Source organism: Microlunatus soli, from assembly GCF_900105385.1.
GTDB lineage: Bacteria > Actinomycetota > Actinomycetes > Propionibacteriales > Propionibacteriaceae > Microlunatus > Microlunatus soli.
Genome location: NZ_LT629772.1, coordinates 888,188 through 909,840, shown reverse-complemented (window position 1 = coordinate 909,840; position 21,653 = coordinate 888,188). Strand labels below are relative to the sequence as shown.

The following is a 21,653-nucleotide window of genomic DNA, read 5'->3' as shown; positions in this document are numbered from 1 at the left end:
CTGCTCGCAGGCTCGCAGGGCTGAGTTGCAAACGCCCGACCCACCCAGAGCCCCCTCAGCCACACCGAACGGCACGTTGCGCTGGCGAGTTGCGTTGCCCGCCGGTCGACCGCTCAACTCTTCGGGCATCCTGCTGTCGTCGGGGCCGGAGCCTGCGCTGCTGCGACCTAGGCCCGGAGCTTCTCGAAGGGCTGGGATCTCCCGGGAAGCAGGAACTCTCCTGATGCCTGCGGCTGTCTCGACGTTCCATCGGCGGTTCCTCACAGTGGGGTCTAGGTCTGGGCATGGTTGGGTCATGGGCGGATCAATCGGTGGGGTTCTGGACCGGCGGTGTTGCAGGTTGGGGCTGCGAGCTCGTCGGCGGGGCCGGATGGTGTCGTCGGCGGGATCGCAGCAAACAGCCCTACAGCACGATCGACGAAAGAGGACCTGTCCACCGATGAATCGCATCAGCAAGATCGCTACCGTAGCTGCCCTGACCGTCGCCGGGTTCGGGGTGGCGTCGACCGGCACCGTTCCGACGGCGTCGGCTGCTCCGACCTCCGGGACACCCCAGCAGGTGCGGGCCGCGCAGCAGACTCATCAGTTCGGAGACACCGTCACCGTCGACGGGTTCAAGATCACGATCACCCATCAGCACGCCGGGCGTCTTCCCGCCGGGGACGATTTCGCCGGGCACTACGCCGAAGACATCACCATCCACATCGCTCCGACTCAAGATCACCAGGAGTGGAAGCCGAGCGACGGCTGGTCCGATCGGATCCGGTACGGCGCGCACCAACAGCACGAGCCGACTCTGGTTGCCGGGCAAGGATTTGCCGACGAACGCCCCTGGGTCGCCGGTGGCCGGTATGCGGTCGGCAAGCAGCACTACGCCAAGCACCTGCACTACACGTTCAGCTTCCGCGGCCACAAGATCAACTGGGTCAACGACTGACCAGCCGGCCTGCTCCCCGTCGCGGGTCAGCCGGCTTGGGCCAGCAGGAGTTCGGCCCGTCGGGCGATCGGCTCGTCGACCATCGAGCCCTCGAAGTCGATCGCGCCGACGCCTTCGGCCTGCGCGACGCGATAGGCCTCGACCAATCGTCGGGCTCGATCGACCTCGGCCTTGCTGGGGGCGAAGCCCGCGTTCATGATCGGGACCTGCGAGGGATGGATGGCGCTGGCACCTACGAACCCCAGCTGGCGTGAGGTAGCGACAAGATCGGCAAAGGCGTCGGAATCCTTCCAGTCGGCCAGCGTGCCGACCAGACCGAGCGGCAGGATGCCCGCGGCCCGGGCGGCGAACACGATCGATTGCTTGGGTCCGATCAGCAGATCACCGACGGGTTCGATGCCGACATCGGTGGCGAAGTCCTCCGCGCCGAGCGTGAGTGCGACGACGCGCGGATCGGCGGTGGCGATATCGCGGACACCGAACACGGCGTCCGCGGTTTCCACCATCGCGATCACCGAGACGGATCCGTGTGCCAGTCCGCGTTCGTTCTCGAGCTCGGCGATGATCTCGCTGACCGCCCGGACGTGGCCGGCATCGGGGACCTTGGGCAGTGCGATGGCCCGCACGCCGCTGAGAACGGCGGCTTCCAGGTCGCGTACGGCGAGCCGCCACGGTCGGTTGATCCGGACCACGATGTCCGGTCGGCCGGCTCGACGGCTGTCGGTGATCTGTTGTACCGCGTCGGGCAGCGTGTTCCGCGCGGCCTGCTTTTCCTGCGGTGCAACGGAATCCTCCAGATCCAGCTGGATCGCATCGGCGTCCCGGGTGTGCGCTTTGGCGATGAAGTCCGGGCGGGTCATCGGGACGTACAGCATCGACCTCCAGCGCGGCAGGGCGCGGCCGTTCAGCTCCTCGGACATCTGTTCACTCCTCGATCGTCGCGTCATGCCGGTGGGTCCCGGACAGCAACGGCCCGAGGATCTCGTCGTTGTGTTCGCCCAGGTGTGGCGCCGGTCGCGCGATCGCACCCGGTGTCCTGGTCAGCCGCGGCACGACGTTGTGCATCGGGACCGTGTCCCGGTCATGATCATGATCGTCGCTGTCGTCGGTGGGTGCCGGACCGTCGACGATCACCTGACGACTGGTGACGTATTCGCTGTCCACCAGGTCGGCGATGTCGCTGACCGGAGCGGCGGTAACGCCTGCGGCTCGCATCAGGTCGACAATGTCGGCCAGATCCCGGGCGCCGAAGTAGTCGTCGAGGATCTTGTCGAGTTCGGTCACGTTCTGCAGCCGCGCGCTGTTGTCGACGAAGCGTGGATCGGTGATCAACTCCGGGCGACCGATCGCCCGGAACAGGGTCTCGGTCATCGGTTGGGTCGATCCGGAGAGAGCCAACCAGCGGCCGTCTGCGCAGCGGTACACGTTGCGTGGTGCCGATGTCCGTGACCTGCTGCCGGACCTTTGTGGCGGCTGCCCGGTGATCTTGTACATCGCCGCCTGCGGGCCCAGCACGGAGAACAGCGGTTCGAAGAGGGAGAGGTCGATGTCCTGACCCTCGCCGGTGGTCTCCGCCGTACGGATCGCCATCACCGCGGCGAAGGCTCCGTAACTGCCGGCGATCATGTCGGCCAGCGCTCCTGGCGGGAGGACCGGTTCCCGGTCGGGAAAACCGTTCATCGCCGCCAGGCCGGACATCGCTTCCACCAGAGTGCCGAAGCCGGGACGGTCGGCGTACGCGCCGGTCTGCCCCCAGCCGGAGATGCGGACCAGAACGAGGGCAGGGTTGCGATCGCGCAGCGTCGGTCCGTCGATTCCGAGCCGTTCCAGGGTCCCGGGTCGGAAGCTCTCCACCACGAGTTGCGCACCCTCGGCCAGCCGGAGCAACAGGTCGCGTCCGCCGTCGGACTTGAGGTCCAGGGTGATGCTGCGTTTGTTGCGACCGTAGACCTGCCAGTGCGCATCCTGTCCGTCGGTCCGCCAGCGGCGCAGCGAGTCGCCGACGCCTGGTTGTTCGACCTTGATCACGTCGGCGCCGAAGTCGCCCAGCAACAGGGTCAGTTGGTTGCCGGCGACCAGCCGGGACAGGTCGAGGACGCGGACCCCGTGCAGCGGACGGTCCCGGGCCGGTCCGAGTGTCGTGGTCGGGTCGACCGGAGGGTTCATACGGCGACCTCGACCCGATCGGCCTGGTCGGAGGAGCTTGCCGCGTCGGGCGTGCTCGGGTGCAGCAACTCCCGGTCCGGCTCGCCGGGGAAGATCGAGACGGTGTCCGGGTCGATCACCAGGCCGACCTCCGGCCCGTCCACGACGCAGGTGTCCTCCGCGACCAGGGTCTGATCCTGATAGCTCAACCGATACTCGTAGGTCGACCCGGAGTAGAGCCGTTGCTGCAGCCCGGCCCGCAGCACGTTGTCGCCGTTGTGATCATGGTCGACGACGCGGAGACGTTCGGCGCGGATTCCCAACGTCACCCGGGATCCGCGGATCAGCGACGGGTCCGAGCGTTGATCACCCAAGGCGATGCGTACGGTGCCGGCGCCCAAGGCGATCGTTGCCTGCCGCTCGTCCAGCTGGTCGATGGTGCCGGCCAGGAAGTTGCACCGTCCGACGAAGTCGGCGACGGCCGGCGATGTCGGTCGTTCGTAGATCTCTTCCGGACTGCCCACCTGCAGCATCCGACCACGGCGCATGACGGCGATCTGATCGCTGAGGGTCAGTGCCTCGGCCTGGTCGTGGGTGACGTAGATGGTGGTGATGCCGACATCCTGCTGCAGCTGTTTGAGCCAGCCCCGGGCCTGCTCGCGCAGCTTGGCATCCAGGTTGGACAGCGGCTCGTCCAGCAACAGCACGTCGGGGGAGTAGACCAGGGCACGGGCCAGGGCCACCCGCTGTTGTTGGCCGCCCGACAGCTGGTGCGGATATCGATCACGGAACGGGCCGAGCCCGACCTGTTCCAGGGTCCGATCGATGCGACGCGCACGCTCGGACCCGGACACCCGACGCAGCTTCAGCGGCAGTTCGAGGTTGCCGGCCACCGTCATGTGCGGCCACAGCGCGTAGGACTGGAAGACCATCCCGAGGTTGCGCTCCTCCGGGGTCAGGTAGACGCCTTGATCGGAATCCAGGAAGGTCATCGACCCGGCTGCGATCCGGCCGTGATCGGGCCGCTCCAAGCCGGCGATCGATGCCAGCGTCGTCGACTTGCCGCAGCCGCTGGGACCGAGCAGGGTGAAGAACGAGCCGTCCCGCACGGTGAACGACACTTCCTGCAATGCGGCGTGCGTGCCGTAGTTCTTGGTCAGCTCGTGAACGGTCAACTCAGGCATGAGGCCTCACTGTGAAGAGTTTCTCGGCCGCCGCGACGACCGCGGCGGTGATGGCGATCTGCAGACAGGACAGGGCAGCGACCGAGCCGGTGTTCCCGTTCGCCCACAGCGTCAGCGAGGTGGTGCCGATCACCTGACTGTCGGCATCGCCCAGGAAGACCGCGGCGGAGAACGCCTTGATCATGGTCACGAAGACCAGCACGAACGAGGTCAACATCGCCGGCAGCACCAGCCGCAGCAGCACTCGGCTGACGGTCCGCCACCAGTCGGCGCCGACCGACCGGGCCGCCGCGTCGAGCTCGTCGCCGATCTGGAGCACTGCCGGCGAGATCGCCGAGAACGCCGCCGGCAGTGCCGCGATCCCGAAGGCGATCGTGATCGCAGTCAACGTGCCCTGCAACGGACGGAGGGTGGGGACGAACAAGATCGTCCAGAAGAGTCCGAGCCCGAGCATCACCCCCGGAAGGGCCTGCGGTGCCAGGCTGACGAACTCGACCGCGCGCCGGGGGCGCATCGGCGATCGCCGGGCGACCACGACCGCGAGGGCCGCCAGCAGTGTCGTCAGCACCCCTCCGACCAGTGCGACCAACAGACTGTGACCGACCGAGCCGATGTATTCGCTGTAGCCGAAGATGATCTGGAAGTTCGCGGCTGTCAGCACCCGGAACGGGTTGATCAACGGCGTCAGCACCTGGGTGAACGCCCGGGCCAGCAGCCCGAGCAGCGGCAGCCCCGGCCCCAGCAGCAGGTAGCCGACCGCGATCAGCAGCCCGACCCAACGCAACCGGCCGAGATCGAATGGGCGGATCCGGGTGGCCTTGCCGCGCACTGCGATGAACCGACGGCTGTTCCGCAGCACCAGTCCCTGGACCACAACCAGTACGGCCAACATCACCAGGAACAACACCGCTGCAGCACCGAGCACCCCGTAGTCGGGATTGGCGTTGTCCAATCCGTAGTCGTAGAGGAAGCTGCCGAACAGCTCGATGTCCACCGGTTCGCCGTACAGCAGCGGGATGGACAGCTCCTCCAAGGAGGCGGTGAAGATCAACAGCGCCGCGTACATGATCGGCGGCCGCAGCATCGGGAGGATCACCGACCAGATCACCCGTAGCGGCCGGGCGCCGACGGTCCGGGCCGCATCCTCCAGGGACGTATCGGCCATCCGCAGGGCGTTGGCGCAGTAGAGGTAGGCGATCGGAGTGAAGGCGACGGTCGAGGCCAACGCCATGCCGGGGATCGAGTACAGATTCCACGGTGCTTCGACGCCGGTCACCGCACCGACGATCCGGGTCAGGTAGCCGGCCGGTCCGTAGATGATGATCCAGCCGAAGGCGAGCACCAGGGGCGAGATGTAGATCGGCCACAGCACCATGCCGCCCATCAGCCGGCCGCCGGGGATGTTCACTCGGATCAGCAACACTGCCAGGACGACGCCGGCGACCAACGAGAACACCGTGGTCAGGATGGCCAACAGCAAACTGTTGATGATCACCGTGCCGAAGTCCTCGTCGGCGAACAGCCGGTAGTAGGACGACGGATCGAAGGCTGCCTTCGCCTCGTACAGCGGCCGGCTGGCGAACGACTGCAGGACGGTCGGTACGACCGGTGCCAGGACCAAGATCAGCAGGACGATCAGGGTGGCGTACTGGATCCACCAGCCGCGGGTCCTGCCGAACAGTCGGCGGTAGCGGGGTGCCGGCAGCGCGGATGAGTTGTTGATCATGTCTCGGGTGGGTGCCGTGTCAGCCAAGGCGACGCTCCCATTGCTCGACGAAGTCGTCCTGCTCCTGTTGGCTGCCGAAGTCGTAGCCGATCATCACCAGATCGTCGGACCCGACCTGCTGCCGGATACTGGCGAAACTCGGGTGCGCGGCGCTGGCCGGCACATCGTCGCGGTACGGGGTGAACCCGCCCTGGGCGACGTTCTGCTGACCCTCCCGGGACAGGACGTAGTCCAACATCAGGCGTCCACTGTTGGGCGTCGGTGAGCTGGCCGGGATCCCCATCCCACGCTGGAACAGCGGTGTGGCGTCCCGGGCGAACTTCCAGGTGACGACCCGATCGAGCTGTGCTCGCTGCGGGAACAACACCGTCGAGGAGAGGAAGAAGGCGATCAGGTATTCACCCGAGGCGAGTTTGTCCAGCATCGGGCCGGACGACTCCTCCGCACGGGTGTAGGGCAGCAGGGCGTCGTACGGTGCCCAGCCGTCCTCGCCGCGCCGTCGACGGGTGCGGTAGTAACTGTCGTGGATGGCCAGCCCGAAGCTGAGTCCCGCGGCGTAGGTGGTGAGCTTGTGGCGGAACCGGTCGGGTTCTCGACGGACCAGGCGGATCAGCCCGGAGATCGAGTCGGGTCGCTCCGCGGGGCCGAGCAACAGCTTGTTGTACACCATGATCATCACGTCGGCCGAGAAGGTGTACAACCCCGGGCGAGGACGGGCGAACGACGGCAGATGATCAAGCTCGGGTGAGTGATAGTCGGCGACCTTCTTCGCTGCGGTGAGGTCCAGCCAGTTCTGCGGCGACCCGGACACCAACAGTCCCGCCTTCTGCTGCCCGGCAGCTTCCTCGGCCAGCTGTCGTTGGAACACCTGGGAGCTGCCGAGATTGGTGGTGGCGACGTCGGTGATCCACGGATAGTGCTGCTGGAAGCCGTCCACGATCGGCTTCCAATTGAAGGTGTCCATGTTGGAGTAGATGGTCAGCCGACCCTCTCCCCGGGAGCCGTCGACGATCCGGTCGTAATCGGCGGGGTAGTAGTCCGGACGGGGAAGCGGCGGGACAGCCTCACCGACGGCTCCCTGGGGCGGCTCGCAGCCGAGCAGCGCGCCGCCGGTCAGCAGTCCGGCGGCGGCCGTTCCGGAGCGGAGTAGTGCACGACGCGACATCATCGGCGCTGTCATGATCAACTCCGGCTCAGGACATCGGTGAAGAACTCCTGCACCGTGGGCAACACACCCAGACCGTCGTGCGCGATCCCGGGCACCAGGTCGAAGCGGACGGCGATGTCGTGTGCTTCGAAGTCTCGCTGCAGGGTCTGCAACCGGGCGATCCGGGTGTCACCGGTGGCCTCCACCCCGGGCATCCAGTTGGAATCACCCGGGTTGTTGATCTCCCAGGTCTCCACATCCTGATCACCGACGATCATCTGGACCGGAACCTCGCGGATCGCCGCGGTGTCGACACTGCGTCCGAAGCGTTCGCCGAGGTCACGGGTTCCCAACCACCACGCGGTGTCCGGATCGAGCCGGGTGATCCGACCGGGCGCACCGATGGACGCGGCGGCCAACCGGTCGGGATGCAGATAGAGCATCCGGTGGGTGAACTGACCGCCGCCGGAGAAGCCGTGCAACAGGAAACGCCTGCCATTGACCCGGTAGCGTTCACTCACCTCGTCGACCATGTCGAGCATGATCAGATCGAAGCGGATGCCGTGATACTCGATGAACTTGAAGTTGTGCAGGTCATCGGGATCGTCGATCCCGGCAGGGAACAAGGGCGCCAACACCACACAGTCGTGCTGCTCGGCGAAATCGGCGAAGGCGTCGCGGTATTGCGGTGCCATCCGTCCGGTTCCGTGCATGATCACCACCAGCGGCAGTGGCTCGGTGGCATCCCGATGGGCGTGTGGGACGTAGAGGCAGTAGGAAAATCGCTGATCACTCCGACAGGCGAACAACGGGGTTGCGCCGGTCCGGTAGAAGTTGCGGGTGTCCTTGACCTTGGTGTCGGTCAACGCAGAACTCCTTCACAGGGTGCGTTCCGACGCGGCCTTCGACGTCGGAGGTTGGGCACAACCCTGGAGAAGGAGGAACGGACTGGCAAGAAGATTGCCGCACTCGCGACAATGTTCACCGTCGTCGGGCACGGGGCCCGCAGGTGCCGTCAGCGCCACAGTGTGCTGAGCAGATCCGCGCCGATCCGGCTGATCACCTCGGTGTCCAGGCTGTAGAACACGAGCGCGCCTTCCCTGCTGGTACAGACCAACTCGGCCTCCCGGAGCCGACGGAGGTGGCGGGACACCTGGGGTTCCGACATCCCGGTGTAGTGGGCAAGATCAACTGTGGTCCGGCGGCCGCGGAGCAGGGCGCGTGCCAGCCGGATCCGGCCGGGATCGGAGAGGGCGCGGATCCGCCGGTTGATCTCCTCGTACGGCGGGAGGCGGTGGTTGCCGGCGGCGTACTGGATGATCAACGGTGACGCCGGCGCGTGTTTGATCACGATATGCGGTCCGACCTGCAGCGACGGCACCATCAACAGCGGCTGTCGGCCGACCGTGCCGACACCGTCATACAGCTTGTCGAAGACGATCCGCCGTGGTTCGGGCAGCTCGGTCGCGGTGTCGGAGACACTGCCGATGGCCCCGAGTCCGTCCCGCGCCAGTTCGTACAGCAGCCGCTCCGCCTCACGGTGCAGAGCGGGAACGGTGCGCCGCCACTCAGCGGCGAACGCCCGCCGATCGAACTCGGCGAGGAACTCCAGCAGGCGGCGCCGGCACTGTTCGGGATCCGAGATCAGCTCGGCGGCGAGTTCGGCATGCTGAGGGGAGAATCGGCCTGCATGATCGACGAACCGACGGCCGGCGTCAGGATCCTCGATCACCAGCGAGTAGGGCATCGCCCGATCCCGATCGATCACCGCCTCGACCACCATCGAGGTGAAGCTGCCGACCGGTAGCTCGGCGATCGCTGCCAGTTCGTCGTCCAACGACCGGTCGCCGGCGGCGTCCAGCGGGAAGAGGAATCGGGCCCGCAAAGCGCTCCACAGCGGTGACCAGTGTTCGGCGGCCCGGAGTTGCTGCGCAGTCAGCGCATCGCGGGCAGCTGCCGCCCAGTCGGCGCCGTGGGCGCCGTGATGCTGGGGCACTGCCAGCACATGGAGTGCTGCTCCGAGCTCGCTGAGTCGCGACAGCCGCACCTGTACCCGGTCGGCCGTGGCGCCTTCGATGATCACCGTGACCGGCACTGCTGCATGATAGGGCGCCGCCGGACGGCTGATCGCGCGGGATCGGCTCCGTCGCCTGGATGCGCGTCGGTCAGTCGCCGCGGCCCGGCAGGAGTTGCGCCGCGAGTGACCGCGCGGTGGCGGTGAGGGCGACCGTGTCCATTCCGGTTCGTCCCATGAACACCAGCCCCTGTTGGGCAGCGAGCAGGGCTCGTGCCAGTGCGACCGGGTCCGTTCCGCTGGGCAGGTCGCCTTCGCGCACCGCGCGAACGACACAGTCGGCGATCAGTGCTGTCGACGTCTCGTAACTGCTGCGGGCGTGGGCGAGGACGTCGGGATCGGCGTTGCCGAGTTCGCAGGTGGAGTTGGCCAGCAAGCAGCCGCGCCGGGTCTCGGTCGGGTCCCCGATCGGTGCCTCGAGCATCATCCGGAGTGCCTCCACGGCCCGGGGCGCCTCGGTGAGCGCTTCCCGGAGCCGACCGTGCATTTCATCGGTGTAGCTGCGCAGTGCCTGCAGGAAGAGCTCATGTTTGTCGCCGTACGCCGCGTAGAGGCTGCCTTTGCCCGGACCACTGATCCGCTATTCAGGGGAGTGCGGGCCGCCGCGTTCCGGGCTGATCAGGCCGATGCGTCCCAGGCAGCCGGACTGATCCATGACGTGGCCGAGCAGTTCGGCAGACTGGACATTCTGGTCAACAACGCCGGCGTCACCGTTGCCGCGCCGATCGACAGCGACCTCGTCGACGAAGCGGCGCTGGATCGTCAGCTCGCGATCAACTACACCAGCGTGGTGGCTGCGATCCGGACGGCCTTCCCGCTGTTGCCGGACGGTGGGCGGATCGTCAACATCAGTTCCGGTGTCGGCATGCGGGTGGGGTTCTCGGGGATGACCGATTACGCGGGCACCAAAGCTGCTCTCGAGGGGTACAGCCGGGGTGCCGCGCGCGATCTTGCGCACCGGGGCATCACGGTCAACGTCATTCAGTCCGGCTTCGTCGACACCGAGATGAACCCGGCCGACAGCGCGGCCGCGCCCGCCTTCCTCCCGACGACGGCGATGGGTCGGTACGGCAGGCCGGAGGAGATCGCCGCCGGCGTCGTCTTCCTCGCCAGTCCACAGGCCTCCTACGTCACCGGCGCCGTCCTGAGGATCGACGGTGGCTACGCTGCTTGACACGACGAGCACCTGCAGCCCGTCCGGCAACGGATCACATCGCGATCTGGCTGACCAGGATCGTGCTCCCGCATCGAATCGCCATCCGGCTGTCGTCGGTCGAGATCCAGTTGATCCGGTCGCCGCAACCGTCCAGCTTCGCCGGCTCCAACTGTTCGGGTTGCCCGGGCTCGGATCCGACCGTGGTGAGCGTGACCGCGTGCTGGCTGTCGGCACCGTCCCAGGGCCAGGTTGCCAGCATCGGACCGATCCGTCGGTAGTCGGTGCCGCTGGTGATCTTGGTGGTCTTGATCGGCTTCAGCTCCGACGACAGGGTCACCCATCGGTGGTATCGGGAGTCCGATCCGGGCTCGCCCGCCAGGACGACGGCGACGGCTGAGTCGGGTGCCGGCGACAACGGCGTCGGAAGCATCCGGACGATGCCGCGGCGACCGAGCTGCGGCGGCGACGTGCCGAGCAGGTTGCCACCGCTGTCGAAGATCTGGGTGACCTGCTGATCGGGGCGATCCGGATCGGACGAGTCCTTCCCCGAACGCCATCGTGGCGAGGTGACCACCCGATCGGCTCCGACCGCGGCGATCGTCGGCGGTACGTCGGAGAACATCGTGTCGAGCGCGTGCTGCGAGGACGGGTCGACGAAGCCGTCCGGTGCGTGCAACGTGACGTGGAAGACAGTTTGTGGACCGTCGTACGCGATCAACTCGGTGCGGCACGGCGGCTCGCCGCCGGCCAGCAGATAGACCCGCTTGCCGGGGCCGACCGCTCGGGCGAGTGGGCAGCGGTCGGAATCGGCGGTGTACTGCCAGAGCGGTTCGCCGGTGCTGACGTCGTAGCCGGCGGCGAAACCTGCTCGGCTGCCTCCCAGGTAGCCGCCGAACACGGCGACCCCGCTGGTCTGCACCTCCGGTGCCGAGCTGCCGAGGACGTCGCCGATCATGCTCGGCTGTTCGGTCGGCGACACCGACTCCGCCAGCGGTTTGTGATAGCGGACCGCACCGTCGAAGTCGAGTCCGATCAAGACGGAGCCGAAGTGGATCATGATCATCCGGGTGTTCGGATCGATCACGGCTGCATCGACCGATGCCCGGGCGCCGGAGCTGCCGATCCGATAACGCCACAACATCGCTCCGTCGGTCGCCCGCAGACCGACGACTGCGGATGACTGCTGGTCGTCGGATCCGCTCTCGATCGCGATCACGCGATCACCCGCCGGCTGGGCGGCGGCGATCTTGCCCCGCGACCAGCCGGGACGGTCACCCACGGTCACCGTCGACAGCCCGCTGGTGTCCGGTCGGTCGAACACCTGCGACTCCTCGGCGCTGTTGATCACGCGTGCCCTGCTGAACCGCTGCAACCCGAAACCCGCCGGCACGGCGATCGCCACCACGAGGGCGGCGACGATCACGCCGATGCCGAACCTCAACGCTCGTGGTGGTTGCCGGTCATCGTCATCTGCCGTCGTCCGTCCGAAGGCCAGAACGCAGGCCAGTAAGGCGATTCCGGCCGCAAAACATCGGAGCAGATCGGCGGCACCGACCGCCAGCAGGGCCTGATCCAGTCCCTGGATGCGACCGCTGACCTGCTCGGTCGGCGAGCCGGGGAACAACACCGCGGACCAGAGGACGAAGGTCTGGATCAGCAGCAACAACACCGCCCCGGGCCGGGTGCGGCGCACCGACCAACAGATTGCTGTCACGGCCGCCGTGATCGGCCACACCCAGCCGCCGACGGGAGCAGTCGGATGGTCGCCGATGATCATCACGCACTCGATCACGGTCAGCGTGATGATCAACAGCAGCACGCAGGACAGCCGCGCCGGGCCGACGAGCGACCGCCGAACGTCCGGCCGCCGGGGCGTCACGGACGGGGGGCTCATGGGCCGGAATGGTAGCGGGGGGCCGGGCAACGGGACGAGTTCGGCACAGCGCTCGGCGGCCGGGGTCGGTGCCGCGGGCTGCCGTCTCCCGGGGCATCGTCGGCGGTGTCTCGGTATCGTCAGCGGGTGGCCCGCGGCCGCGCTGTGACCGTCGAGTTATCCGACCGGCCCGGCGGTCGGCTGCCGGTCGCCGGGCGCGGCGATCAGCTGGCAGGTCAGCCGCGCGGTGCAGACCCGGTTGTTGTCGTCGTCGGTGAGCACGATCTCGTACATCGCGGTGTTCCGGCCGAGCTTGAGGGCGGTGGCGGTGCCGGTCACGTGGCCGTCCCGGACGGCGCGGTGGTGGGTGGCGTTGATGTCGACCCCGACGGCGAACTTCTCCGGCATCCCGTGCGCCGCGGCGCCGATCGATCCGAGCGTCTCGGCCAGCACACACGACGCCCCACCGTGCCACAGCCCGATCGGCTGGGTGTTGCCCTTGACCGGCATCCGGCCGACGACCCGTTCGGCGGAGACCTCGAGGATCTCCAGCCCCATCGAGACGTCCAGCGCACTGGGCAGTTCGCGAACCCAGTCCGGCAGCTCCGCAGCCCCGGACACGTACGACGGTGTGTCAGCCATGGCTTCAGCCTAGGGAGTGCCTCCCGTTCCGAGGTCCAGGGTGTCGGTCCGAGGTCCAGGGTGTCGGCCCCGAGGTCTCGTATTTCGCGGGACGCTAGGTTGTCGGCATGGCGGAGGATCGAGGGCCGGAGTTCGACGGTGTGCGGATCGGGCGACCGGCAACCGGCGGCCTGATCGACGCCGGCTACCGGACCCTGGCGGACCTGCCCGACGACCTCACCGAATTGCTCCGATTGCACGGTGTCGGGCCGAAGGCCGTTCGGATGTTGCAGGAAGCCCGCGGCTGAGCGTCGGCGCGAGCGTGCCGACGGCGCAGTCCTACCGATGCGTGACGACGGTTGTCGGTGCCGCCGGTTAGAGTCGGGCCTGTGCCAGCTCAGCGAACCTCGACCCGCAAGACCGCCGCAAAGAAGGCGGCCGCAGCGCCGGCGGCCCCGGATCCGGACAAGCCGCGGCTGCTGCTGATCGACGGCCATTCGGTGGCCTATCGCGCCTTCTTCGCGCTGCCGGTGGAAAACTTCTCCACCCAGACTGGCCAGCACACCAACGCGGTGTTCGGGTTCACCTCGATGCTGATCAATGTGCTCCGCGACGAGCAGCCCACCCACGTCGGGGTCGCCTTCGACGTCTCCCGGCAGACCTTCCGGTCGGAGATGTACGGCGAATACAAGGCCAACCGGTCCAAGTCCCCGGACGAGTTCAAGGGGCAGGTCGCGCTGATCAAGGAGGTGCTGGACGCCCTCAACATTCGTTACGTCGAGAAGGACGGCTTCGAGGCCGACGACATCATCGGCACCCTCACCAAGCAGGCGGGTGAGGCCGGGCTGGAGGTGCTGATCTGCAGCGGTGACCGGGACTCCTTCCAGCTGGTCAACGACCGCACCACCGTGCTCTACCCGCGCAAGGGGGTCTCGGATCTGGCGCGGATGACACCGGAGTCGGTGCTGGAGAAGTATCTGGTGCTGCCCGACCGCTATCCGGAGTTGGCGGCGCTGGTCGGTGAGTCCAGCGACAACCTGCCGGGCATCCCGGGCGTCGGCCCCAAGACGGCCGCCAAGTGGCTGAGCACCTACGACGGGCTGGAAAACCTGATCACTCAGGCCGGTGAGATCAAGGGCAAGGCCGGTGACGCGTTCCGGGAGCGGATCGCCGACGTCCAGCTCAATCGGCAGATCAACGCGCTGGTGCTCGACCTGGATCTGCCGTTGTCGGTCACCGACCTGACCCGACAGGACTGGGACCGCGAGGCGGTGCACACCCTGTTCGACGGCTTGGAGTTCCGGGTGCTCCGGGACCGGCTGCTGGAGACCCTGCCGGCTCATGACGCCGAGCCGGAAGGCGGCTTCGAGGTCACCGGCACGGTGCTCGAGGCCGGGCAGCTCGCCGGCTGGTTGAGCGAGCATGCCGGTGCCGGGCGGACCGGTGTCGCACCGGTCGGGCACTGGGCCGCCGGTGCCGGCGACATCACCGCGCTGGGCTTCGCCTCCGGTGACGGGGCGGCAGGCTATGTGACGACGACCGATCTCACGCCCGACGACGAGCAGGCCCTGGCCGGCTGGTTGTCCGATCCGGAGCAGCAGAAGGTGATCCACGACGCGAAGGGGCCACTGCTGGCGATCTGGTCGCGTGGCTGGGAGCTGCAGGGGCTGGTGTCGGACACCCAACTCGCCGCCTACCTGGTCCGCCCGGATCAGCGGACCTATCAGTTGGACGATCTCACGGTCCGCTACCTCAAACGCGAGCTGAAGATCGACGCCCTCGATCAGGAATCGGCGAGTGGGTCGGATCAAGATCAACTCGCGCTGGAGTTCGACGACGGCGAGGACCATCGGGCAGCCGCCGACGCCGCGATGGTGCAGGCGAGGGCCGTTGTTGATCTTGCGGCAGCGTTGGACACCGCCATCGATGATCATGGTGGTACCAAGCTGCTGCAGGAGGTCGAGCTGCCGCTGCAACGGACCCTTGCCCGGATGGAGCGGGTCGGGATCGCGGTCGACACCGATCACCTGGAGTCCTTGGAATCCGACTTCGGGTCCAAGGTCGACGACGCCGCGCGATCGGCCTACGACGTGCTGGGCAAGGAGATCAACCTCGGATCACCGAAGCAGCTGCAGGTCGTGCTGTTCGATGAGCTCGGGATGCCCAAGACACGCAAGACCCGGACCGGCTACACCACCGACGCCGATGCGCTGCAGGGGCTGTTCGAAAAGACCGAGCATCCCTTCCTGGCCTACTTGCTGGCACACCGGGACGCGATCCGGCTGAAGCAGACCGTGGAGGGTCTGCTCGGATCGATCGCCGACGACGGCCGGATCCACACCACCTACATGCAGACGATCGCCGCCACCGGGCGGCTGTCCAGCACCGACCCCAATCTGCAGAACATCCCGATCCGGACCGAGGAAGGGCGACGGATCCGGGAGGCGTTCGTGGTCGGGCCGGGCTTCGACAACCTGATGAGCGCGGACTACAGCCAGATCGAGATGCGGATCATGGCCGATCAGTCGGCCGACGCCGGCCTGATCGAGGCGTTCAACTCCGGCGTCGACTTCCACACCGTGACGGCGTCCCGGGTGTTCGGTGTCGAGGCCGACGAGGTGACGCCGGGGCAGCGAGCCAAGATCAAGGCGATGAACTACGGCCTGGCCTACGGGTTGAGCGCGTACGGGCTGAGCCAGCAGCTGAAGATCGAGGTCTCCGAGGCCCGCGGTCTGATGGACGAGTATTTCGAACGCTTCGGCGGAGTGCGGGACTTCCTGCGTTCGTTGGTCGACGACGCCCGTCGCACCGAGTACACCGAGACGATTCTCGGCCGCCGCCGCTATCTGCCGGATCTGATGAGCGACAACCGGCAGCGTCGCGAAATGGCCGAACGGATGGCGCTGAACGCACCGATCCAGGGATCGGCGGCCGACATCATCAAGATCGCGATGCTGGACACCGAACGCGCCATCGACGACGCCGGGATGAAATCCCGGATGCTGCTCCAGGTGCACGACGAGCTGATCTTCGAGATCGCGGCGGGCGAGCAGGACGCGGTGGAGGAGTTGGTCCGGGAAAAGATGGGTCATGCGGTGGAGTTGGCAGTGCCGCTCGACGTCTCGATCGGCGTCGGCCGGTCCTGGCACGCCGCCGCTCACTGATCCATCGCTCGCCGGGCGCCATCCGGGACAGCGGAGGCTCGACGAGGTCTAGCGAGGGCGACGGCTGTACCACCAGCGAGCAATGACGACACCGAGCCCGCAGCCGAACGCCATCGCGCCGAGCAGCAGCAACCACCAGGCCCCGACCAGGTGGCCGACAACGGCCACCACCAGCCCGGCCGCGACAGCGATCGGATGACCCCAGCGACTGACCGCCGACGGCGTCGCGTCACCCGATCCGAAGCCGACGAGATAGAAGACCGCGCCACTGATCGCCAGCAGCACGACGCCGAGGTCCCGGAGCACGGCGTCACCGAGAACGAGTCCGGCCACCAACAGACCGAAGCCGGCAACGAACACCACACCGAACGGAGCAGCCTTCGGCCCGCCCATGATGAACAGTCCGCCGACCGCACCGATCATCAACGCCAATCCGATCAAGGAACACATCACAATGATCGCGACCACGGTCGCGTACTCGAACGGATAGATCTCGGCAGCGCCGAGCATGCCGGCGCCGAGGCCGAGCACCGGCCCGGCGATCACCAGCGCTACCGCAAGCCGAGTGGCGTTCTTCTCGAACGGTTCCAGTCGCCGCCGGCGGTCGGCGCGCTGTTGTCGGGTCCGGCTCCGCTGCATGTCCGCACCGTAGGCGACAACGGTTCCTGGTGCCAGCCGGCGTGCCTTGTCGCCCGGGTTCTGATCGGACGTCGTTCGGGCTCCGGTCGAGGAACGTCCACTGTACGGCGCCCTCGGTCGGGCGTCGCGACAATGTGAGCGTCCGGCCGACCGACGCACGAAACGTCGGAACGCTGTGACCGGGTGGACCCGCGTCCTCCACCTCGCATCTCCACCCACTTCTCCACCCCTGGTTGGTGGGCCGGAGCAGCGGATTTCCCGAGACTTGAGACATCAAGGACGCGGGTTTGCTCGATCGGTCGGCACCGGCCGATCACCGGCAGCCCAGCACCGAACTCATCCTCACGGAAGCTGGTATCTCTGATGTCTCCCACCCTGGTCCTCTACGTGGTCGTCGGCCTGGCCCTGCTGCTGTTCATCTCCTTCCGTCAGATGCAGTGGCAGTCGGTGAACGCCGCCAAGATGATGCGGATGCCGCTGATCCTGGTCGGTGTCGGTCTGTTCGTCGCGGTCAAGACCTTCGACACTCCCGGGTCGCTGCACATCCAGGGCGGCGACCTGCTGCTGATCGGGATCGGCGCCTGCCTGGCGCTGCTCGGCGGCTGGGTGATGGGCCGGTTGACCCAGATCGGGACGGTGAACGACGCGACCCACTCCCGGCTGCGCCCTTCGGGCCTGGCCATCTGGTTCGGATTTCTCGCGGTCCGGATCGGGATCGACGTGCTGGCCCACTCGCTGCACTTCGAACTGGCCGCCAGCACGCCGGTGATCCTGTTCATGGTCGCGATCGTGAAGGCCGCACAGGCGCTGACCGTCCGGGAACGGGTCGAGCGGCACGAGCTGGCGGCTGCACGGGACGGCTCGCTGCAGCGGGTCTGACCCGCAGACAGTGGCCGACCCGACCGTAGGATTCGACCATGCGGCACGCCGAGCTGGAGCAGCACGCGGAGAGGCAGAAGCTTCTCAGCGCGCTGCTCCGTTTCGTCGCCGCGGTGGCGATCGCCTACTACATCGTGGTCAGCGGCGGCTTCGCCCGCTCCGCCTGGACGGGCGTCGCGTGTGCTGTCGCGATCGTTGCCACGATGGCGTCGGTTGCGCTCACCTGGGCACCGGCCCGCAATCTTTGGTCCTTGATCATCCGGATCACGATGGTGGTGAGTGGCGGCCTGGTGACGGCCCTGATCGGGGTGCCGGGATGGATCGTGCTCGGCGTCGGTGCCGTGAACATCATCGGGATCGTCGGCATCGACCTGTGGATCGGAGTCCTCGCGGTGGCAGCCGGCGGGGTCCCGATCGTTGTCGGCGCGGTGCTGAGCCGGGACAACCTGGAACAGGTGCTGCTGACCCTGTGCAGTGTCGTCGGCATCGGGGTGGTCGGCTACAGCCGGAGACTGACGCGGGTTCGGCGAGCGCAGGAACAGGCGCTGGTCGAACGCAGTCGGCAGCTCGAACAGCGAAGCCTGGAAGTCATCGAGCAGACCGAGCGGGCGAGGACGGAGACCGCCCGGGTCGCTGCCCTGGAAGAACGAGCTCGGATCGCCCGTGATCTGCACGACGTGTTGGCCCATTCGCTGGGCGGACTGGTCGTGCAGCTGGAGGCCGCCGACGCCGTGTTGTCGGCCGGCGGTGATCGCGAGCAGGTCGCGGCCCGAGTGCGTACCTCCCGCCGGTTGGCCGTCGACGGTCTGCAGGAGGCTCGGGCTGCCGTACGGGAACTCCGTGCCGACCAGGACGGCCCGGGCGCCGATGAGGGAGCGTCCGAGGACACCGCGCAGCTGGACGTCGTCGACGCCGTCCTCGGTGTTGTCCGCGGCCCAGTGGGTATCCAGCTCCGGTTCGACCTCGATGTGGTGGGGCAGCGGCGACCGGTGCCGGCCACGGTCGCGGCAGTGTTCGCAGCGGTCGCCCGAGAATCGCTGACCAACATCAACAAGCACGGCAGCGGGCGGTCGGCCGGATCGTTGATCTTCACCGACGACACGATCCGGTTGGAAATGATCAATGCGGTGCCGACGTCGGCCGAGCCGGAACGCGCCGGCCTGGCCGACACCGGTGGCGGGTACGGATTGTCGGGCATGCACCGCCGACTCAGCGACATCGGCGGTACGCTGACGGCCGGCCGGCGCGGCGACCGCTGGGTGGTCTCCGCACTCTGGCCGGCTACGACGGGACCCGAAGATGATCACGTCGACGCTGCCGAGCGCGACGACGATCGAGCCGGCCGGTCGACCCGAGGGAATGGGGAGGTGTGATGACCGACGTCGGGAGCGGCGACGGCACACCGATTCGGGTGATCGTCGTCGATGATCAGGGCATCGTCCGCGACGGGCTGGTCACCGTGCTGTCCCTGCTCGACGGGATCGAGGTGCTCGGCGCCGCCGACAACGGCCGACGCGGCGTCGAACTGGTGGCGGAGCTGCATCCCGACGTGGTGCTGATGGACCTCCGGATGCCGGAATTGGACGGCGTCGCGGCGACCGCGGTGATCACCGCAGAGCATCCGCAGACCGCGGTCCTGGTGCTGACCACCTTCGATGACGACGCCTCGATCGCGGGGGCGTTGCGGGCCGGCGCCCGCGGCTATCTCACCAAGGACGCCTCGCGCGATGACATCGCGGCGGCGCTCCGCTCGGTCGCGCGGGGACAGGCGACCTTCGATGCGGCGGTGTCGGCCCGGTTGGTCTCCGGCCTCGACGGACCGGCTTCCGCGGCCGATCCAGGATCCGGCGATGATCATGGTTCTGCCGGGGCCGACTCACCGTCGACCGCGGTCGGTCGGTCAGAGGTTGATCAGCTCACCCCTCGCGAACGCGACGTGTTGAGGCTGATCGGCGAGGGTCTGAACAATTCCGAGATCGCTGATCGGCTGTTCGTCAGTACGGCGACAGTCAAGACCCACATCAACAATCTGTTCGCCAAGCTCGGGCTGCGGGATCGCGCGCAGGCCGTTCGGTTGGCCAATCGGGTGCGATGAGCGCCGGCCCGCCGCCACCAGCCGAATGGAAGCTGTCCGATCTTCGGCCGTTGGAGGGCGGAGTATCGGGCGCGACCGTGCTGCGTGGCCTCTCCGCCGGTCGACCGGTGGTCGCCAAATACACCGATCGGTGCGAACGGGACGTGCTGCGGTTGCTTGCCGATCTGGACGAGCCGCTGTTCCCACGGCTGCTGGACAGCCACGGCGAAGGCGATCCGCTCTGGATCATGATCAACTACCACACCGGCGCGGCCGCCGGGATCGCCGCCGGGTTGACCGAGCAGGTGCACGCCGCGGTCGGCCGGATGCACGGGCGGTTCGTCGGCCGTCGGGCGGAACTACCGGCCGACATCGAACTCATCGATCGCGACTTCCTCCGCCGGATGCTGACCAGCTTCGGCCCGGAGCAGTTGATCAAGGCCCGTGATCTCCTCGGTGAACGACTCGTCGGCCGGGCATCGGCGCTGATGCGACGGCTGGCCGCAGACCCCCGCTTCATGAATGCCGGCGAACTGTTCCCCTCGACGCTGCTGCACGGAGACCTGTACGGCCTGAACGTGCTGCTGCCCGGCCCCGGCGATCCGTTGCCGTTGGTGATCGACTGGAACACGGCCCGCTACGGTCCGGCGATGTTCGATGTGGCGATGACGGCGCCGTACGACAGCGAGGCCCGGCGGGCAGCCGGCGACGGATGGACGGCCGTGACGGGGCATCGCCCGGCACCCGCACGGGAGGAGCTCAGCCACGCCTGGTGCTCGACGATGCTCAATCTCGGCTACTCCGGCGTGGTGGCCTGGCGGTCGTCGGCCGCCGACGCCGAGCAGATGATCATCGAAGCCGAACGCGGCGCCGATCGGTTCGCGACGCTGCTGTCGCGGCTGGATCGCTGAGTACCGGAGCGATCAGCTGGACCGATACGTCAATTCGCGGTGGCATGCGGGAAGTCCTCGCCGCTGTACTCGCCCTGCTGGACGAGGACCAGGAAGTTGCCCGAGTTGTCCCGGGCGACCGCCTCCGTCCCGTACGGACGGACCGACGGTTCCTGGACGAACTCGACCCCCTTGGCCGACAGATTGGCGTAGCTCTGCCGACAGTCGGTGGTCCTGAGCACGAACGCGTGCATCACGCCCTTCGCCAGTGAGCGTCGGACGAATTCGGCCGACTCAGGATCCAACGGCGGACCGGGGACCTGGAGATTGACCGACAGGTCGGGCTGGTCGGGGTGGAAGACGGTCGTCCACCGATAGCCGTCGCCGAGAGTGATGTCGGTGTTCACCGAGAAGCCGAGTTTCTCGGTGTAGAACTTCAGGGCCTCGTCGATGTCGGTGACCCACACGCTGAAGAGCGAGATTCCGGTGATCATGATGACGACGGTACGGCAGCAGCTGCGCTCACGGCTTCTCCGGAATTGCGCTGTCTCCGTCGGCGACGTGCTGCCCGCCGGCCCCGATCCTCTGACGATCGGGCCCCACGCCCTCGGCCCGGTCCGGCTCCCGGTCCTGCAATCCGATCATGAACAGGAAACACCCGGGAATCATCGGCGCCCCGGTCGCGGCGTACCGGTCCTGGTATGCGCGCGGCCCGACCCCGACCAGTTCGGTGAACCTGCTGCTGAAGGAGCCGAGGCTGCTGTAGCCGACCAGGTCGCACACCTCGGTCACCGTCAGGTTCGTCGCACGTAACAGATCCTGTGCCCGTTCGATCCGACGATGCGTCAGGTACTGCGCCGGAGTCTGCCCGTAGGCAGCAGTGAAACAGCGCAGGAAGTGATACTTCGACAAGCCGGCGACCGCGCTGAGTCGATCAAGATCGAGGCGCTCGGTGTAGCCGGAATCGATGAGATCACGGGCGCGACGCAGGTGCGGCAGCAGATGAGAGCCGACGGCGGTCGGCGGCAGGGCAGCAGCTGACCCATCGACGTGCCGAGGGCGCGCGGGTTGACTCACACCAGAACCGTATCCGGGCCACAGCAGTTCGCAGTATGGACGAGGTTGTATACGAATCGAGATGATT

Annotated in this window: 21 protein-coding genes; 8 read left to right on the top strand and 13 right to left on the bottom strand. The window is 67.4% G+C overall.

The annotated features are described in order from the left end of the window. The first annotated feature begins 439 nt into the window (after window positions 1–439). Window positions 440–937 carry a hypothetical protein gene (locus BLU38_RS04260; RefSeq protein WP_091520372.1) on the top strand — a complete coding sequence of 166 codons (498 nt, stop codon included), beginning with the start codon at window positions 440–442 and terminating at the stop codon, window positions 935–937. 26 nt (window positions 938–963) lie between these two features. On the opposite strand, the gene BLU38_RS04255 is transcribed toward BLU38_RS04260, so the two are convergent. The 8 genes from BLU38_RS04255 to BLU38_RS04220 form a co-directional block, all read right to left on the bottom strand. Next, the gene (locus BLU38_RS04255) at window positions 964–1,857 is read right to left on the bottom strand and encodes an HpcH/HpaI aldolase/citrate lyase family protein (protein ID WP_157683206.1); all 894 of its coding nucleotides are present in this window, start codon (window positions 1,855–1,857) and stop codon (window positions 964–966) included. 4 nt (window positions 1,858–1,861) lie between these two features. Beyond that, on the bottom strand, window positions 1,862–3,103 hold the full coding sequence (locus BLU38_RS04250) for a CaiB/BaiF CoA transferase family protein (RefSeq protein WP_091520365.1): 1,242 nt from the start codon (window positions 3,101–3,103) through the stop codon (window positions 1,862–1,864). After that, complete coding sequence (locus BLU38_RS04245) at window positions 3,100–4,266, bottom strand: ABC transporter ATP-binding protein (RefSeq protein ID WP_091520362.1); 1,167 nt, start codon at window positions 4,264–4,266, stop codon at window positions 3,100–3,102. The genes BLU38_RS04250 and BLU38_RS04245 overlap by 4 nt, the downstream gene beginning before the upstream one ends. Beyond that, window positions 4,259–5,992, bottom strand: coding sequence for an ABC transporter permease (locus BLU38_RS04240; RefSeq protein WP_197679993.1), 1,734 nt, complete (start codon window positions 5,990–5,992; stop codon window positions 4,259–4,261). Before BLU38_RS04240 ends, BLU38_RS04245 begins: the two co-directional genes overlap by 8 nt. 19 nt (window positions 5,993–6,011) lie before the next feature. Then, complete coding sequence (locus tag BLU38_RS04235) at window positions 6,012–7,172, bottom strand: ABC transporter substrate-binding protein (RefSeq protein WP_091520359.1); 1,161 nt, start codon at window positions 7,170–7,172, stop codon at window positions 6,012–6,014. A 2-nt stretch (window positions 7,173–7,174) separates the two neighbouring features. Next, the gene (locus tag BLU38_RS04230; protein WP_091520355.1) at window positions 7,175–8,005 is read right to left on the bottom strand and encodes a PHB depolymerase family esterase; all 831 of its coding nucleotides are present in this window, start codon (window positions 8,003–8,005) and stop codon (window positions 7,175–7,177) included. Between the two features lie 149 nt (window positions 8,006–8,154). Next, window positions 8,155–9,234: an ArsR/SmtB family transcription factor gene (locus BLU38_RS04225; protein ID WP_091520353.1), complete on the bottom strand. Its 1,080-nt coding sequence runs from the start codon at window positions 9,232–9,234 to the stop codon at window positions 8,155–8,157. 70 nt (window positions 9,235–9,304) lie between these two features. Continuing rightward, complete coding sequence (locus BLU38_RS04220; RefSeq protein WP_197679992.1) at window positions 9,305–9,700, bottom strand: TetR family transcriptional regulator C-terminal domain-containing protein; 396 nt, start codon at window positions 9,698–9,700, stop codon at window positions 9,305–9,307. Here BLU38_RS04220 and BLU38_RS04215 point away from each other — a divergent pair. Beyond that, complete coding sequence (locus BLU38_RS04215) at window positions 9,695–10,387, top strand: SDR family NAD(P)-dependent oxidoreductase (protein ID WP_269458157.1); 693 nt, start codon at window positions 9,695–9,697, stop codon at window positions 10,385–10,387. The genes BLU38_RS04220 and BLU38_RS04215 overlap by 6 nt on opposite strands. Before the next feature lie 34 nt (window positions 10,388–10,421). Here the strand turns inward: BLU38_RS04215 and BLU38_RS04210 are convergent, their stop codons facing one another. Continuing rightward, entirely contained in the window at window positions 10,422–12,263 is a 1,842-nt protein-coding gene (locus BLU38_RS04210) for a PQQ-binding-like beta-propeller repeat protein (RefSeq protein ID WP_157683205.1), read from the bottom strand. 156 nt (window positions 12,264–12,419) lie between these two features. After that, complete coding sequence (locus BLU38_RS04205) at window positions 12,420–12,884, bottom strand: PaaI family thioesterase (protein ID WP_091520344.1); 465 nt, start codon at window positions 12,882–12,884, stop codon at window positions 12,420–12,422. Between the two features lie 107 nt (window positions 12,885–12,991). Here BLU38_RS04205 and BLU38_RS04200 point away from each other — a divergent pair, with 107 nt between their 5' ends. Both BLU38_RS04200 and polA read left to right on the top strand, forming a co-directional pair. Beyond that, window positions 12,992–13,171 (top strand): helix-hairpin-helix domain-containing protein, encoded by a 180-nt coding sequence (locus tag BLU38_RS04200; RefSeq protein WP_091520340.1) that lies wholly within the window; start codon window positions 12,992–12,994, stop codon window positions 13,169–13,171. 168 nt (window positions 13,172–13,339) lie between these two features. Further along, window positions 13,340–16,027, top strand: a complete 2,688-nt coding sequence (gene polA / locus BLU38_RS04195) for a DNA polymerase I (RefSeq protein ID WP_269458185.1) — start codon at window positions 13,340–13,342, stop codon at window positions 16,025–16,027. A gap of 48 nt (window positions 16,028–16,075) precedes the next feature. Here the strand turns inward: polA and BLU38_RS04190 are convergent, their stop codons facing one another. Then, window positions 16,076–16,666: a hypothetical protein gene (locus BLU38_RS04190; protein ID WP_091520335.1), complete on the bottom strand. Its 591-nt coding sequence runs from the start codon at window positions 16,664–16,666 to the stop codon at window positions 16,076–16,078. A gap of 363 nt (window positions 16,667–17,029) precedes the next feature. On the opposite strand from BLU38_RS04190, the gene BLU38_RS04185 reads away from it, so the two are divergent. From BLU38_RS04185 to BLU38_RS04170, 4 genes are read left to right on the top strand one after another with little or no spacing between them, the layout of a single operon-like run. Beyond that, entirely contained in the window at window positions 17,030–17,545 is a 516-nt protein-coding gene (locus tag BLU38_RS04185; protein ID WP_091520331.1) for a hypothetical protein, read from the top strand. A 38-nt stretch (window positions 17,546–17,583) separates the two neighbouring features. Next, window positions 17,584–18,918: an ATP-binding protein gene (locus tag BLU38_RS04180; RefSeq protein ID WP_091520328.1), complete on the top strand. Its 1,335-nt coding sequence runs from the start codon at window positions 17,584–17,586 to the stop codon at window positions 18,916–18,918. Beyond that, window positions 18,918–19,640: a response regulator gene (locus BLU38_RS04175; RefSeq protein WP_091520324.1), complete on the top strand. Its 723-nt coding sequence runs from the start codon at window positions 18,918–18,920 to the stop codon at window positions 19,638–19,640. The genes BLU38_RS04180 and BLU38_RS04175 overlap by 1 nt, the downstream gene beginning before the upstream one ends. Further along, complete coding sequence (locus BLU38_RS04170) at window positions 19,637–20,530, top strand: aminoglycoside phosphotransferase family protein (RefSeq protein ID WP_091520319.1); 894 nt, start codon at window positions 19,637–19,639, stop codon at window positions 20,528–20,530. The genes BLU38_RS04175 and BLU38_RS04170 overlap by 4 nt, the downstream gene beginning before the upstream one ends. 29 nt (window positions 20,531–20,559) lie before the next feature. On the opposite strand, the gene BLU38_RS04165 is transcribed toward BLU38_RS04170, so the two are convergent. Beyond that, window positions 20,560–21,003: a VOC family protein gene (locus BLU38_RS04165; RefSeq protein ID WP_091520315.1), complete on the bottom strand. Its 444-nt coding sequence runs from the start codon at window positions 21,001–21,003 to the stop codon at window positions 20,560–20,562. Between the two features lie 28 nt (window positions 21,004–21,031). Then, on the bottom strand, window positions 21,032–21,586 hold the full coding sequence (locus BLU38_RS04160; RefSeq protein WP_231920168.1) for a helix-turn-helix domain-containing protein: 555 nt from the start codon (window positions 21,584–21,586) through the stop codon (window positions 21,032–21,034). Window positions 21,587–21,653: the final 67 nt, after the last annotated feature.